The organism is Microcoleus sp. N9_A2, from assembly GCF_036701775.1.
In the GTDB taxonomy this organism is placed as follows: domain Bacteria; phylum Cyanobacteriota; class Cyanobacteriia; order Cyanobacteriales; family Microcoleaceae; genus Microcoleus.
The window spans coordinates 23,611-39,930 of sequence record NZ_JAUBRH010000034.1; the positions used below are offsets into that span (position 1 = coordinate 23,611).

A 16,320-nucleotide genomic window follows, 5' to 3' on the forward strand; every position below is an offset into this window, starting at 1 on the left:
GAAACCGTCCCCGTCATAACTCAATAAGCGATTGTTAAGCTGTTAATTCCCGGAGAGATCCCTCGCATCTGCATGATTGTCGGGGGATGAAAGAGCAACTTCTTGTCCGCACCTTGATTCGGGAGACTAGGGGGGATTTGTCTGGGAGCATCTCATATTTATAAAAACACTTCTTTTGACTCCTTCCTTCTTCCTCTTTCCTCCTGTCTCCTGTCTCCTGTCTCCTGTCTCCTGCTATCCGGGAGCATCTCATATTTATAAAAAGACTTCTTTTGACTCCTTCTTTCTTGCTCTTTCCTCCTGTCTACTGTCTCCTGCCTCAAAACTCCAATTTCTAGCTTAGCTGGTTTTATTGAGATGCTCCCTCAGACTATCTTGATAGATCGCCATCTTTCTCTTCAAAAGTAAAAAATCATAAAAGCGGTAGAGTCTGTCGCCTGGGGATTTCGCAGTTCTATTTTCCTCAGACTCGACCAATAAAAGTGTATACTTAGTTACAAGAGTCAATGTCTAAGATGGAATAATCCAGAGGAGTGCAGCAGTGGATTTGACGAACCGAATTTCTGGATATCATCTGGTTGAGCAATTATACTACGGTTCGAGAACCCTAGTTTATCGAGCCATCCGAGAAACAGATCGGCTTCCGGTTGTCATTAAACTATTAAATCGAAACTATCCCAGCTTCAGCGAACTGCTGCAATTCCGCAACCAGTACACCATCGCCAAAAATCTACGTCTGCCTGGAGTCGTTGAACCCTACAATTTGGAGTCCTATCGCCACAGCTATGCCCTAGTAATGGAGGATTTTGGCGGCATTTCTCTGCGAGACTACGCCCAAGAACGTAAGCTGACTCTAGCAGAAATATTGGAAATTGCCATTCAAATAACTGACATTCTTGACGGACTGTACCGAAACCGAGTTATTCATAAAGATATCAAGCCAGCTAACGTCCTCATACATCCCGACACTAAACAAATTAAACTCATAGACTTTAGCATCGCCTCCCTACTGCCGAGAGAAACTCAAGAAATTCAAAATCCCAACGTTTTAGAAGGAACCCTCGCCTATATTTCTCCCGAACAAACCGGACGAATGAACCGAGGTATTGACTACCGCACCGACTTTTATTCTCTAGGAGCCACATTTTACGAACTGCTAACAGGAAAACTGCCATTTGAATGTGACGATCCGATGGAGTTGCTTCACTGCCATATTGCCAAAAAACCTCCTTCAATTAACAGCCAAGAAATCCCACAGGTAGTGTCGGATATGGTGATGAAGTTGATGGCAAAAAATGCCGAAAAGCGCTATCAAAGTGCCTTGGGCTTGAAGAATGACTTAGAACGATGTTTGCAGCAGTGGCAAGCAACTGGGAACATTGAGACTTTTGAGTTAGGAACGCGGGATGTATGCGATCGCTTCCTGATTCCTGAAAAGCTTTATGGTCGAGAAACTGAAGTCCAAACCCTGTTGAGTGCTTTCGATCGCGTGGCGAAGGGCACATCAGAATTAATGCTGGTCGCTGGGTTCTCCGGGATTGGTAAAACGGCAGTCGTCAACGAGGTGCATAAACCCATTGTCCGGCAACGGGGCTATTTCATCAAAGGCAAATTCGACCAGTTCAACCGCAACATTCCATTCTCGGCATTTGTCCAGGCATTCCGGGATTTTATGGCACAGTTACTCAGTGAAAGTGATGCCAAAATCCAAGAATGGAAAACCAAAATTCTCGAAGCACTCAGTGACAACGGACAAGTCATTATTGAAGTTATTCCCGAACTAGAACGGATTATTGGACAACAACCTCCCGCCCCAGAATTATCGGGGATTGCGGCTCAAAATCTCTTTAATTTGCTCTTCCACAAATTCATTTCTGTCTTTACGACAAAAGAGCATCCCTTGGTGATGTTTTTGGATGACTTACAATGGGCGGATTCGGCATCGCTGAAGTTAATGCAATTGCTTGTTAATGAGTCGCAATTAGGTTATCTGTTGCTGCTGGGAGCCTATCGGGATAATGAAGTCTCACCAACCCATCCCCTGATGTTGACCCTAGATGAAGTTAGTAAGGCAGGAACAGCGCTCAACACCATTACATTAGCACCGCTCGACAAAATCAGTTTGAATCAATTGGTAGCGGATACGCTAGTTTGTTCTCCTAACTTGGCACAACCGCTGACCGAATTGGTATATCAAAAAACTCAAGGCAACCCATTTTTTTCGACGCAGTTTCTGAAAGCCTTGCATCAGGATGAATTGATTAGTTTTGATATCAAAGCGGGACATTGGCAGTGCGATATTAGCAAAGTTCGAGAGGCAGCACTGACCGATAATGTAGTGGAATTTATGGCGCAGCAGTTGCAGAAGTTGCCCAGAGAAACTCAGGATGTTTTAAAATTAGCCGCTTGCATTGGCAACCAGTTCGATCTGGCAACATTGGCAATTGTTTCAGAGAGTTCTGAGACTGAAACCGCAACGGCATTGTGGAAAGCTTTACAGGAAGAGCTGATTATTCCCCAAAGTGAAGTTTATAAATTTTATGTAGGCGCAGAACAGGCGATTTCTGAAGCAACTTCTCAAACCGTTGCCTATCGTTTCTTGCACGATCGCGTCCAACAAGCCGCCTATTCACTCATTCCCGATTCAGATAAAAAAGCAACTCATCTCAAAATCGGACAGTTACTCCAGCAAAATTTATCAGAAATAGAGCAAGAGGAAAAACTCTTTAATATTGTCAGGCATTTGAACCAAGGAGAAGAGTTAATTACCCAACATAGCGAACGAGAAGCATTAGCTCAACTAAACTTTAAAGCGGCACAGAAAGCCAGAAGTTCTACAGCTTATGCTGCCGCAAGAATCTATGTACAAACAGGGATTGAGTTACTGACAGCTAACTGCTGGCAAAGTCAGTATGAATTGACTCTAAACCTCTATGTTGCTGCTACCGAAGCTGCTTATTTGAATGCTGACTTTGACAATATGGAAAAAATGGCAGGACTGGTGTTGCAAAAAGCTCAGTCGATTTTAGACAAAGTTAAAATTTACCAAATTTCAATCACTGCACAGACAGCTCAGGGCAAAATATTAGAAGCGATCGCAGTGGGGAGAAACGCGCTAAGACAATTAGGAGTTGAACTCCCCACTGAACCTGACGAAGCCTCGATCGGTAAAGCACTACAAGGCTTGGGTACCCAACTCCAAGACAGACGGATTGAAGAACTAGCTAATTTGCCAGTAATGACCGATGCTAAGGCTAAGGCAGCAATGGAAGTGATGGCAATGTTGTTTTCACCTATTTTTATTGGAATACCAGGTTTGCTGCCCCTACTTAGCTCCGCTATGGTGAGTTTATCGCTCTCGTTTGGGAATACATCCGCATCGACGGTAGGGTATGTAATTCATGGGATGGTGCTGTGTGCCTTTTTCGGAGATGCAAAAACAGGCTATGGTTTTGGCAAATTGGCGATCTCATTATTTGACCAGTTCAATGTACAGGAATTTAAATCCGTAATTGCCAATTTATTTGGAAGCTTTGTTCAGCATCACCAAGAAGCCGTAAGGGCAACGATACCGGTGTTGAAAGCTGGATATACGGCGGGTATGGAAACTGGGGATTTTCTTAGCGCTGGCTTCAGTATATTGGATTATTTCTACGCCAACTTTTTCAGTGGGGTAGAACTCGACACTTGGGAACCGGAAATAGCAGGTTATAGCACTGCCTTGGCTCAGGCAAAACAATATACTCCTCTAGCTTATTTGGATATGAAGCAGCAGACGGTACTGAACTTGACTGAAGCCGTTAGTCAACCGGATTGCTTAATGGGCCCGGCCTACGATGAAACCGTGATGCTTCCTAAGCACTATCAGGATAATGAACTCAGTGCGATCGCTCTTGTCTACATTTATAAACTGCTGCTTGCCTACTCATGGGGCAATTATCCGGCTGCCTTAAACCATATTTGCCAAGCCAAGCCGTATTTAATGGCATTATCGGGATTGGTTCATATTCCCGTTTTCCATTTCTATGCAGCTCTGACGCACCTGGCGCTCTTCTCCACACAGCCCGAAACCGAGCAAGCTGAAGTTCTCGCCCTTGTGGAAACCCATCAAACTACTCTGCAACAGTGGGCGCAAAATGCTCCGATGAATCATTTGCATAAATGGTATTTAGTTGAGGCTGAGCGGCAACGGGTTTGGGGCAATAAAGCTGAGGCAATAGATTTGTACGATCGCGCCATCAAACTAGCTAAAGAAAATCAATTCCTCAACGAAGAAGCATTAGCCAACGAACTCGCCGCCAAGTTCTACTTGGACTGGGGCAAAGAAAAAGTTGCCGCAGGCTATATGCAGGAAGCGTATTACTGTTATGCCCGTTGGGGAGCTAAAGCCAAAGTTGAACACCTAGAACAACGCTATCCCCAATTACTTCAGCCTATCCTGAATCAGCCCAAACTTCGCTTTAATCCTCTAGAGACGCTGGCAACGATTAGCCACTCTTCGCACACTTCCAGTAATAGCAGCACCAGTATTTCCGATGCCCTTGATTTCGCCTCGATTGTGCAAGCCGCTCAAGCTTTATCCAGTAAAATTCAGCTTGATGAATTACTCGACACCCTCAATCAAATTATTTTGAAAACTTCTGGGGCCGAAACTTGTGCTTTGCTACTTCCCCATCAGGATGAATGGCAAATCCGGGCAATAACTCACATCAATCTAGATAACCAGCCACCCACAACCTTACTGCAAACCCAGCCTCTAGATGGCTCGGCAGTGATTCCGCTCAAGCTGGTTTATTATGTCAAACACACCCTGGAAACTGTGGTTATTGAAGGCGGCAAAACCGATATTCCCGGTTTGATGAATGACTGTGCGCTCCAGTATCACTATCAGAGTATGCTATGTACTCCGATTCTCGATCGCGGGAATTTAGTTGGCATACTTTATCTGGAACATCGATCGACAAAAGGAGTGTTTACTCGCGATCGCCTCCTCGTCCTCAACTTCCTCTGCACTCAGGCTGCCATTTCCCTAGAAAATGCGCGATTGTATCAGCAAGCCCAAGACTATGCCTACCAGGTGGAACAATCACAACTGCAATTAGTACAGAGCGAAAAAATGTCCGCCTTGGGCAATTTAGTAGCGGGGGTAGCCCATGAAATTAATAATCCAGTCGGATTTATTTCTGGTAATATTCATGAAGCGATCGCCGCCGTCAAAGATATTACAGAATACCTGCAACTCTACCAAGAAAAATTTTCCAGTCCGGGTGACGAAATCGAAGAAAAAGCAGAAGAGATGGACATTGAATATCTCTTAGAAGATTTACCCAAAATGTTGAATTCTATGCAAGTCGGGTGCGATCGCATCCAAGGTATCAGCACCAGTCTTCGTACCTTTTCCAGAGCCGACAAAGACTACAAAATTCCTTTCAATATTCATGACGGAATTAACAGTACGATCTTGATTCTCAAACACCGATTGAAAGCCAACGAACAGCGTCCAGCTATTCAAGTAGTGAAAGAGTACGGGAACTTGCCCTCAGTGGATTGCTTCCCCGGACAATTAAATCAGGTGTTTATGAATATATTGGCCAATGCCATTGATGCACTGGAAGAATCAAATCTGGAACGGAGTTTAAAGAAGATTAAAGCCCCAGCCAATTGCATCAAGATTCGCACCGAAATGAAGTCTCAGGAGTGGGTGACGATTCGCATTTCTGACAACGGGCTAGGGATATCAGATGAGATAAAAGGTCATATTTTTGACCACTTATTTACAACTAAAGGTGTTGGTAAAGGCACGGGATTGGGTTTGGCGATCGCACGGCAGATTGTAGTTGAGAAACACTCTGGTATGGTAGAAGTGAGTTCAACTTTAGGTCGAGGTACAGAATTTACGATTTCAATTCCATGTTGATTGTTACCTTGGTAATTTATAGCCCAATACGGTTCACTTAAGACAGATCTCCCTGGCACACCCCTTCAAAAGGGGGGGACAAGAATGCCCTCTTGCGTCCCCCTTGCTTTCGGGGGATTTAGGGGGATCTCCGGGGCATAAATATGTTAAGTGAACCGTATTGATTTATAGCCAATTTTTGGATTTTTCTTAAAAATTGAAATTTTTTTACACCCCACTTGATAATTTATAGTGAGCGATGACTTCTGCCAAATTTTTGATACTTCCCTCGGACTAATTCATAAAGGAATCTCGATCGCAAATTCCGTACCTTCTCCTACGGTGGAACGGCAGCTCAAGGCTCCGGCGTGTTTTTCCGCGACAATTCGGTAACTGATGGCTAACCCCAAACCAGTGCCTTTTCCCATCGGTTTGGTTGTGAAAAACGGGTCAAATAATCGGCTCCGCACGTCTTCTGTCATGCCGATCGCATTATCGGCAATGCGGATGCAAATACTATTTTCGTTTAGGGCTTCTGTGCGAATGCTAATAGTTGGTTTCCAATCGTCGCCGTCGGCTGCTGTTAGCGAATCCATCGGAGAGGATCGCCTTTTTTGGTTATAAGCATCTTCCAAGGCGTCAATACTGTTGCTAAGCAGGTTCATAAATACCTGATTTAGCTGACCTGCATAACATTGAATCAAAGGGATTTTACCATAGTTTTTGATTATTTTAATTTCGGGATAGTCGCCTCTGGCTCGCAGTTTGTTGTGCAATATTAAGAGCGTATTATCTATGCCTTCGTGAAGGTTAGTAGGTTTTTTTGCCGAGTCGTCTAAACGCGAGAAATTTCGTAAGCTCAGAACTATTTCGCGAATGCGATCTGCTCCCATTTTCATCGAAGATAATATTTTTAGTAAATCTTCTCTTAGAAATTCTAAATCGATATTTTCAATACATTCTTGAACTTCTACCACGGGCTGAGGATAGTGTTTTTGATAAAGTTCCACAAGCTGCAACAAGTCTCGGATATATTGGCTGGCGTAGGAAATATTGCCGTAGATAAAACTGACAGGGTTATTAATTTCGTGAGCTACTCCAGCTACCATTTGACCGAGACTTGACATTTTTTCGGTATGAATTAGGTGAGCTTGAGTTTCTCGAAGTTCTTTGAGAGCGATTTCTAGCTGCTGGGCTCTGTTGTTGGCGATCGCCTCGGAGAGCCGCAAAGCATCCTCCGCTGCTTTGCGCTCTGTCATATCAAAAATGGCGCCGTTGAGGGATAAAACTTCACCGTCTGCGTTGAAAAGGGCTTGACCTTTCTCTGCAACCCACCGCACATTTCCGTCGCAGTGCATCAGGCGATATTCGATGATGTAAGGTTGTTTTGTCTTAATAGCCCGATCGATAATTGTCTCGATCTGCTGGGCGTCATCGGGATGAACTATACTAGGAAAAGCCTGCACCGGTTGAACCATAAAATTAGCTGCGGGATAGCCGGAAATAGCTTCTATGCCGCTGCTGATAAAAGTTACCCTCGATCGCCCAGCAGCACTGCACCGGTAAACCGCACCGGGAATGCTAGAAACTAATGATCTAAATTCTTCTTCCCTTTCTCGCAAAGCTGCCTCAATCCGCTTGCGTTCGCTAATGTCACGAGCAAACGCGCACTGATATTCTTTGCCGTTAAATTCCAAATGGTTGATCGTAATTTCTACCGGAAAAATGCGACCGTACTTAGTGAGGTGGTGAACTTCAATATTAACCGAACCGCAGCGTTTTAAGACTTTCCAGTGCAAACTCCAAGCAGTTTGGGGAAAATCTGGATTGATGTCGTGCACGGTCATTGAGAGCAATTCTGCAGCAGCATATCCCAATGAAGTGCAAGCAGCGTCGTTGACGTACAAAAATTTACCGTCGGGCCCGATCCAGAATATCGCATCTGCCGATCGGTCGATCGCAAATTGAGTCAGTTGCAACTTTTCCTCAACTCGGTGGCGATCGGCAATTTCTTTTTCTAACTGTTCGTTAAGCGAATTGAGAGCTAAAGTGCGATCGACAATAGTATCCGAAGGATAAAAATTGAGCGCTTGTTTTGCCAATTCTCCTTTATCGATATCATGCTGGTGCTGATTTTGTTCTACCTGTTTTAACGACTGTTGTTGAAATTTTTCTTTTTGATTTAAACCAGACTCGGCAAGTGCTTTGGGCATCAGGGCGAGGGCGGTTGCGGCTAAAAGCCAAGAAATCAAAGCACTTGCAGCTTTGAGAGTTACCGACAGCCAATATATGGAATGCCAAAGCGTCCAAACTTCCGTCAATTTAGCCGCGCCCCAGGCAAAAAAAACAAGGGCAAACACCCGGAAAATCTTGCGGTGAGAACCTTGGCGGGTAAAATAAACTAAAGATAGGGCGATCGAGCAATAAGCCAGTGCTGTCAGCGAGTCAAAAACAGCGTACAATCGCAACTCCGGCACGACGTTGCAGGCGAGTGTAGAAGATACAGCAAGTGTGGAAAAAAAAATTGTTAATTGTTCTTGCATAAAGTTCAAGAAAAAAATTATCTGTACCAATGCAAATCCGCTCAAATCTAATTATTTGATTTCGGCTAGTGAAATATTTACATAATTATATACTTTTTTCATTTTTATGAAACAGCTATTTTTTCAGGAAATGTCAAAACTGTCGAGGTTGGGTGCTGGGAACGAAGCTTTTCCCAAGTATGAGCAATGGTGAGCCTCACGGCTAGCAACGCTTACGTTGCTCCCTGTGACGGAATACAGAGGTTAGCCTACCTATTGATTCAGAAACATTTAAATTGTTAATGATCACTATTAAATTTTCTTTTAGATTACTTAAGCAGTGAGCCAGGGGTTTTTAACCGCTGGCTCACTGATGGACTAGCAGACTTTTAAGGCAGAGAAAATCTCAATTTTTCCGCTGGAAATCCACAATTAAGCACCGCCCAGCACCCAATGCACCAAAGTCCGAACTCCAAAACCGGTAGCCCCAGGGCCATTGTAGCCATTTTCTTTGTCACTCCAAACCGTGCCGGCAATATCTAAATGCGCCCAAGCAGTATCCTTGACAAACTGCTTCAAAAATAGCGCCGCCGTAATCGAACCGCCGGGACGTGGGCCAGTATTTTTCATATCGGCGTGCAATGCTTTCAAGCCCTCAAAATATTTTTCTTCCATCGGCATCCGCCAAAATTTTTCGCCGGCCAATTCTGAGGCTGCGACTATTTCGGCGGCGACGCTATCTTGAGGACTCCACAAACCCGCGATGTCGTCGCCTAAAGCAATTACGCAGGCCCCGGTTAGAGTTGCTAAATCGACAATCGCGTCAACTCCCAATTTATCAGCAAATACCAAAGCATCAGCCAGGGTTAAACGCCCTTCAGCGTCAGTATTGTTGACTTCAATTGTTTTGCCGTTGGAAGCTGTAAGGATGTCTCCAGGGCGCATGGCGCGGCCGCTAATCATGTTTTCAGTGACGGCGCTGATAAAGTGAACTTCCACATCGGGTTTGATGTGCCCGATCGCCTTTGCCGCTCCCAAAGTAGCCGCAGCGCCGCCCATATCTACTTTCATCATTTCAATGCCACTGCCCGCACCTTTGATGTTCAAACCGCCAGAATCAAAGGTCAATCCTTTGCCCACGATTGCTATTTTGCGGCGCGGTGTGCCTTCGGGTTTGTAAGTTAAGTGGATAAATTTCGGTGGTAAATCAGATGCTAGGGCTACGCCGAGAAAGGCTCCCATCCCTAGTTTTTCACAGTCTTCCCGCTCCAATATTTCTAATTCTAAACCGCATTCGGCAGCCAGACTTTGAGCAGTTTCTGCCATGGTAATCGGGGTGACAAAATTTGCCGGCGCTGCGACTAATTCCCGTGCTAAAATGACTCCGGCAGTGATTTGGCGGGCGCGGGCGATCGCACTTTCGGTACCGGCAAAACCGAGCAAATGAATTTGTTCGACTTGCGGGCTTTTGTCTTCATGTTCCGATTTGAAACGGTTGTCTTGATTCAAGGAGAGTTCTACACCTTCGGCGATCGCGCTTGCTGTAGAATCCGGCGCGCTTTTCCATACAGGAAAGCTAATTCCGAGGGTTTTGCATTTCTCTTTTTTGGCTAACTTGGCGCAAACGCCTGCTGCTTGCCGCACGGTGTCTAATTTTAAGTCCTCTGTTTTGCCCAAACCGACGATCGCAATTTTGCGAATGGGATTATTGCCGCCGACGCGGGCGATCGCGCTCGTGCCCGCTTTGCCCTTAAAATCTACTTCCAGTAACAGCTCTTTCAATGTGCCTGCAAGCTTTTCATCTAATTGTGCCAAGTCGCCGGTGAGTTCCAGGGCGTCCTCAAACAGACCAATTGCCAGGGCGTCTCCCGTCCAAACAGAGCGGGGCGTATCGGTGACTAGAAATTCCATGTTTTGATTTAGAGTTGAGATTTTAGACTTTAGATTGTACTTTTTGACACCCCCCCGGCCCAAGCGCGAGGGATTCTAGCGGTTGTCTAAGACGAGGCTGAAGCCGTCGTCAAAGACGCATCACCAGTTAAGGGACTGTCATTGACCCCATCCTCTGAATCAACGATTTCCATTGCAGACACCGCTTTCTGAAGATTCAAAGGACACGCAAATCCTACCCACTGCCCAATATTTTGCGAAGCGTTCCAGTCCGCGTTACAGCGATACCCATCAAATCCTTTGAATTGGTGCTTGACTCGTTTGCCGATAACACCATTTCGATGATCCGATTTACTGGTATAGGGTGCCGGCACCGACTCAACGGGAACACCTGCACGAATCGCTTTATAGCGGGTGAAGATTTCAAGCTGATAGAACGCCCAAGCATCTCGGTTCTGAGCTGCATCCGATTTGGTTTTCTTGCGTTGCTTTGAGGTACTTCTGATTTCAGAAAGATCCTCAAACCGCAATCCCATTCCGAAGTATGAAGCAAACTGAACCAACTGCCTAGAAATCTCGTGATTGATCTGCGTCATGATGCGACGCTCACGCGATTCTAGCTGCTTAACCTTTTTCAGCTTTTTCGCTTCTTGGAGAACCTTACGGGTTTTCTGAAACCGTCGTCGGGCGGCTTTAACTTTGCGACCATTCCAGAACTTGCCGAAGGAGTTGGGCAGTGCTGCGACTGCAATATTGTTTTGTCCTCGATCGACTCCAATCCAACCTTTAACATCACCTGCATCGGGAACTTCCATCGATACAGAAATGAGTGCATACCAAACACCTTTTTTGGACTTGCATAGCTTCAGACTGCCTAATTTGGCAGAACCTTCGATCGCTTTATCCAAAACTTCGGTATGCGAGGCGGCATGAACATCAAGAGGAATTCTTCCTTTCCGCCCTCGATAGAGACTGAAAGAGACAGTGAATAAATTGCCAGACTTGACAACCTCATAACCTTGGTTGTTCACTTCAAGCCACATTTGCTTAAAGTGCTTCACCTTAGTTTTTGCATGGGTGTTCCGAATGGTTTGATTGATCCACATCGATCCAATCTCAATATGTCTAAACGCGGCACTCGTCAGCTTTTTACGATCCTTGTTGTCAACTGCCAGCAAATCATTTGCAACAGCCGTATTGACGGCGGTGAGCCGCTCAAATTCAAGTGCTTTGCAGGCATTCAACCTGTGAAACGGAAGCTTTAACGTTAGTGTTAGTTGAGCCATATTAAGAACGACCTTAACTTGACCTGTTAATTGTATCCTGCAAATAGTCGTAGGATATGAAGAATGGTTAAAGATCCGACCCATACTGCGGGAAGACAGCCTGTTGTTAGCTTTCCTCCGTCGGCCCCAGCACGGAGGCTCTAAGCATAAGTTTTGGTAGTTAGTGGTTTGTCGTTTTTTCGCAGGTGCGGGCAAATAGATCGATCGCACAAATTCCCCGCTCCGCATCTAAATAAATTCTGCTACTATATCAGCCAAGTCCGCCTGCTTTTCGGATCTCGCACCAATCTCAATAATCTGTTTGAGGGCCGGCCCACTCGTGCCCGCCCCACTGTTAACATTTATTTCTCGTGGAACAGGCATCCTGCCTGTTATGGCGTGGAACAGGCATCCTGCCTGTTATGGCGTGGAACAGGCATCCTGCCTGTTATGGCGTGGAACAGGCATCTTGCCTGTTATGGCGTGGAACAGGCATCCTGCCTGTTATGGCTCTTGACAAACGATCGATTATCTATTCTTATTCTCTTAAATTTTCCCATGCTAAAACGACGCCGGGCCCGATTTTCTGTTTTAATCAGCGTTTCAGTTTGCGTTATTGCGATCGGCTCTTTGGTTGCTGCGATGAAATGGATGGGTTTGGGCTCATTCCAGAAGGCCGAGCAGCCCCTAGAGGCAGCGAATTCCGAATCGCAAGTCAAGATGCTGGTGTCGCTGTCACCGAGCGAGCGATCGGCGAAATTAGTTCAACTCGCAGCTACTCAGTCTGCAAGTACAAACCCGCAGCAGCAAATCTCCCCTCAAAGCCGCGCCCGCTACCTGCTTGCCAGCGATTTAATCCAGCAAGGAAATGCCGCCAAAGCATTAAACTTATTGGACAAATTAGAGCAAGAATATCCGGTTTTAGCTGCTCACATTGCCTTAAAAAGAGCGGAAGCCTACCAATTGAGCGGCGACAAAGGCAAAGCCCAAAAAGCTTGGGAGGAACTGCTCAAAAACTATCCGAGCGACCCCGTAGCAGCGGAAGCTTTATATGTTTTAGGCAAGTCAAAACCGGAATATTGGCAACAGGCAATTACTGAATTTCCCGCTCATCCCCGCAGCGTAGAAATTGCCATGAGCAAGTTAAAAGAAAATCCCAATCAGCCGGATTTGATGCTGCTAGTAGCTAAATACGGTCATTATGTCAAAGACTACGGGACAATTTTGGAACAACTGGTGCAGCGAAACAGCACCGCTTTGAAACCGGAAGATTGGGAAGAAATTGCCTTTGGCTATTGGGAAAAACAAGATTACGGCAAAGGAGCTATTGCTTACGGGAAAGCTCCCCGCAACGCCAAAAATATTTACCGAAAAGCTCGCGGTTTGTGGCTCGAAGGAAAAATCCCGGAATCGAGAATTGCCTATCAAGAATTAGTGCGGGAGTTTCCCGATGCCGAAGATACTGGTTTGGGTTTAATTCGGCTATCGCGCTTGAGCGAACCGAAAGAAGCAATCGTTTTGCTCGATCGAGTTATTAGCAAATTTCCCAATTATGCCCCCGAAGCTTTGTTAGATAAATCCCAACTTCTCGACAAAGCACGCAGTGGTCAATCCGCCTCAGATACCCGCAAGTTGCTCTTGACAAAATACAATAATTCTGATAAAGCAGGCGAATTGCGGTGGACGATCGCCCAGCAGTTTGCCAAAGGCGGAGATTTAAAATCAGCTTGGCAGTGGGCGAGAGAATTAACCACCCACAATCCAGACAGCGAACAAGCTCCAGAAGCAGCATTTTGGGTCGGAAAATGGGCACAGCAACTCGGCCGCGAACAAGACGCCAAGACCGCATTTGACTACACTATTTTACGCTATCCAGAATCATATTTTGCGTGGCGATCTGCTGTATTTCTCGGCTGGCCCGTAGGCGACTTTACCACAGTCCGAGACTTGTCTCCCAATGTAGTGCGACCCCCTCAGCGCCCCGAACCAACCGCCGGTTCTCCTGCATTGAAAGAACTCTATCAATTAGGTCAAGATAGAGATGCTTGGACGCTATGGCAAGTAGAATTTATCGACCGCGTAGAACCAAGTATTGCCGAACAGTTTACCGACGGTTTAATGCGAGTTGCAGTCGGAGACAATTTAGACGGTTTGTGGATGGTTGGTAGTTTGCGGCAGCGCGATAAACCAGATGATAGAACCCAATACCTAGAACTCAGACAGCAACCGATTTATTGGCAAGCACTTTATCCTTTTCCTTACTTAGAAACTATTGTCAAATGGTCGCAAGAACGCAAAATAAATCCAGTATTAGTAACAGCATTAATCCGGCAAGAATCGCGGTTTATGCCCGCAATCAAATCATCAGTTGGCGCCACTGGTTTAATGCAAGTAATGCCGGAAACAGCAGCTTGGGTTGCTGCACAAATCAGCCTTAAAAAGTATTCATTGGAGAATGTGGACGACAACGTTAAACTCGGTACGTGGTATTTGGATCACACTCACGACGAGTACAAGAATAACTCGATGTTAGCTGTGGCGAGTTACAATGCCGGGCCGAATGCAGTAGCAGATTGGTTGAAGAGGTTTAGTTTTAGTGATCCGGATGCTTTTGCGGAAAAGATTCCGTTTCCTGAAACGAAAGGATACGTAAAATCGGTGTTTGAGAATTACTGGAATTATCTGCGGATTTACAATCCTGAAGTTAATCAGTTAATGACTGAGCATTATGCGGCTTCTCAGAAAAAAGCCAAGCCTTAGTTAAGTTGTAGGGTGCGTCAGCAGTGCGTTATTCGATGGATAACTGATGGTTCAAAGCTGACGCACCCTACTAACTAATCGAGTTCATCGGGATCGATATTTAACTCGCGGAGTTTTGCTGCTAGTTTTTGAGCTCGCTGTTCAGATTCGGCCGCTCGCTGTTCAGCTTCAGCCACTCGCTGTTCAGCTTCAGCCGTTTGTTGTTCAGATTCAGCCGTTTGTTGTTCAGCTTCCTCTTGCGGAGTCAGAATTAACTCCCCTTCGAGTGTAAACCAGCGCAACCAAGTGCGATCGATCTTTTCATAACTTCCCTGCCACAAACCCAAACTCAATCCTAACTGAGGAATTGGCAAACCTCCGCCGATAAGTTCTGCCTGTTCGTAAACACCAGCCACCAAGCGAAATCCTAGAATTTCATTTGTTGTGCCACTAAAAACAACGTAGTAAGGAACGCGCAGAATCTGCTCATAAACATACCATTTTGTCGGTGGTCTTCCGGTTTGGCTAACTGTGCGACCTAAATCTTCATCTGCCGTACTGGGAGATAGCAATTCAACTGTAACAAACGGGCTAACTTGTTCTTGCCACATCACGTAACTGAGACGTAGATTTTCGCCTTCGTAGAGTCTCGGTACGCCCAAAACAGCAAACCAATCAGGACGTTTGTACCAATTGGAATGTCGCAAATCGTAATAAAGGTTGAGGTCAATACCAACAAAAACCTCATCTAAATCAACATTAACAGGCCTAAAGGTGTGCCGCAATAAAGGCGACTGGTAGCAATGATATTCGTCAGGCAAACCAGCTTCCTCCGGGTCTTCGCTTGGTAAATCATACATTGTCGGCAGAGTTTGCCGGGGCGAAAGTGGCGGGTCAGTCGGAGGGAGAAAACGAGTCTTTTCAATCATATTTGCACTCATAATTTGAGGACTCTATGGCATGGGGCGTTGCTTCTAGCCCGGAACAGGCCGGAAAGCCTGTTCCACAAAATGAGATTATCAAATAAATTAGCGGCATCCCAAGGAATCGCGAGTAGAAATTCCTGTTTGGGAATTAATACCGCTGGCTTTTGTGCACAATTCTTTAACTTGTGCGCCGTCCATAATTGCGTCCGTAAAGTCAGCGCCGGTGATATCAGCGCCGTCAAAAGTAGAACGCAGCAAAATTGTTTCAGTTAAAATTGCATCGCTTAAATCGGCCTTAGTAAATTTGACTTGATCTATCATTGCATTAGTTAAATTGGCTCCGTGCAAATTCGCCTCAGTCATCACCGAAGCGCTCATAATTGCTCCCCGCAAATCGGCATTAGAAAAATTAGTTAAGTCCATATTAGCGTTAGAAAATTCAGCGGTTCGCAGCATTTGACCCGAAAAATCGCGTCTTGTCAGTTCGGCGTTGCTAAAGGAGAGGGGAGGAGGGTAATATTTAGATTGAGCCTGGGCTGACCGCGGCAGGATGAAGATAGTTAGCGCCAAGAGGAATGCTGCTAGTTGCCGGAGTTTCATAAGTCTGATATTCTTGCAAGGTGGGTATTTCGTAGTGTATCCCGAACTTTGGTCGATCGACTAAACAGTTACACTCTTAATTAATAGTGATGGAGATGAAAAAAAACATATGCTAAGTTTTTTCTTAACTTGGATAGTAGCAGCGGTATCGCTAGTCATTACCGCTAACATTGTACCAGGTATCGCAGTGGTTAGCTTTCCGGCGGCGATGGTGGCTGCTGTGGTTATCGGATTGGTGAACGCGGTTGTCCGGCCGATCCTTACACTGCTGACTCTGCCTTTGACTATTATTACTTTAGGTTTGTTTTTGTTTGTTGTGAATGCAATCTCGCTTTCTCTAGCTTCCTGGTTGGCGGGTGTGTTCAGTATCGGCTTTGCGGTTAACGGTTTTTGGCCGGCTTTGTTTGGTTCGATTGTTTTGTCATTCGTTTCTGGGTTGATCGGTCGATTTGTGAATGCCGATACTTTGGCTCAGTAATACA

8 protein-coding genes are annotated in these 16,320 nt (G+C 45.6%); 3 read left to right on the forward strand and 5 right to left on the reverse strand.

Translation table 11 applies throughout. The features are described from left to right. The first annotated feature begins 541 nt into the window (after window positions 1–541). Window positions 542–5,917 carry an AAA family ATPase gene (locus QUA44_RS19010; protein WP_333253261.1) on the forward strand — a complete coding sequence of 1,792 codons (5,376 nt, stop codon included), beginning with the start codon at window positions 542–544 and terminating at the stop codon, window positions 5,915–5,917. Between the two features lie 278 nt (window positions 5,918–6,195). Here QUA44_RS19010 and QUA44_RS19015 read toward each other — a convergent pair whose 3' ends face one another. The 3 genes from QUA44_RS19015 to QUA44_RS19025 form a co-directional block, all read right to left on the reverse strand. Continuing rightward, entirely contained in the window at window positions 6,196–8,439 is a 2,244-nt protein-coding gene (locus QUA44_RS19015; protein ID WP_333253263.1) for a PAS domain S-box protein, read from the reverse strand. A 411-nt stretch (window positions 8,440–8,850) separates the two neighbouring features. Beyond that, on the reverse strand, window positions 8,851–10,329 hold the full coding sequence (locus QUA44_RS19020) for a leucyl aminopeptidase (RefSeq protein WP_333253265.1): 1,479 nt from the start codon (window positions 10,327–10,329) through the stop codon (window positions 8,851–8,853). A gap of 86 nt (window positions 10,330–10,415) precedes the next feature. Continuing rightward, on the reverse strand, window positions 10,416–11,594 hold the full coding sequence (locus tag QUA44_RS19025) for a transposase (RefSeq protein ID WP_333253267.1): 1,179 nt from the start codon (window positions 11,592–11,594) through the stop codon (window positions 10,416–10,418). A gap of 537 nt (window positions 11,595–12,131) precedes the next feature. Here QUA44_RS19025 and QUA44_RS19030 point away from each other — a divergent pair. Continuing rightward, window positions 12,132–14,333 (forward strand): transglycosylase SLT domain-containing protein, encoded by a 2,202-nt coding sequence (locus QUA44_RS19030; protein ID WP_333253269.1) that lies wholly within the window; start codon window positions 12,132–12,134, stop codon window positions 14,331–14,333. A gap of 74 nt (window positions 14,334–14,407) precedes the next feature. Here the strand turns inward: QUA44_RS19030 and QUA44_RS19035 are convergent, their stop codons facing one another. Together QUA44_RS19035 and QUA44_RS19040 are read right to left on the reverse strand one after the other, a co-directional pair. Next, window positions 14,408–15,241 carry a Uma2 family endonuclease gene (locus tag QUA44_RS19035; protein ID WP_333309854.1) on the reverse strand — a complete coding sequence of 278 codons (834 nt, stop codon included), beginning with the start codon at window positions 15,239–15,241 and terminating at the stop codon, window positions 14,408–14,410. A 99-nt stretch (window positions 15,242–15,340) separates the two neighbouring features. Next, window positions 15,341–15,838 (reverse strand): pentapeptide repeat-containing protein, encoded by a 498-nt coding sequence (locus QUA44_RS19040; RefSeq protein ID WP_333253273.1) that lies wholly within the window; start codon window positions 15,836–15,838, stop codon window positions 15,341–15,343. Window positions 15,839–15,947: 109 nt separating this feature from the next. Between QUA44_RS19040 and QUA44_RS19045 the strand changes: the two genes are divergently transcribed. Beyond that, on the forward strand, window positions 15,948–16,316 hold the full coding sequence (locus QUA44_RS19045) for a phage holin family protein (RefSeq protein ID WP_333253274.1): 369 nt from the start codon (window positions 15,948–15,950) through the stop codon (window positions 16,314–16,316). Window positions 16,317–16,320 lie beyond the last annotated feature (4 nt).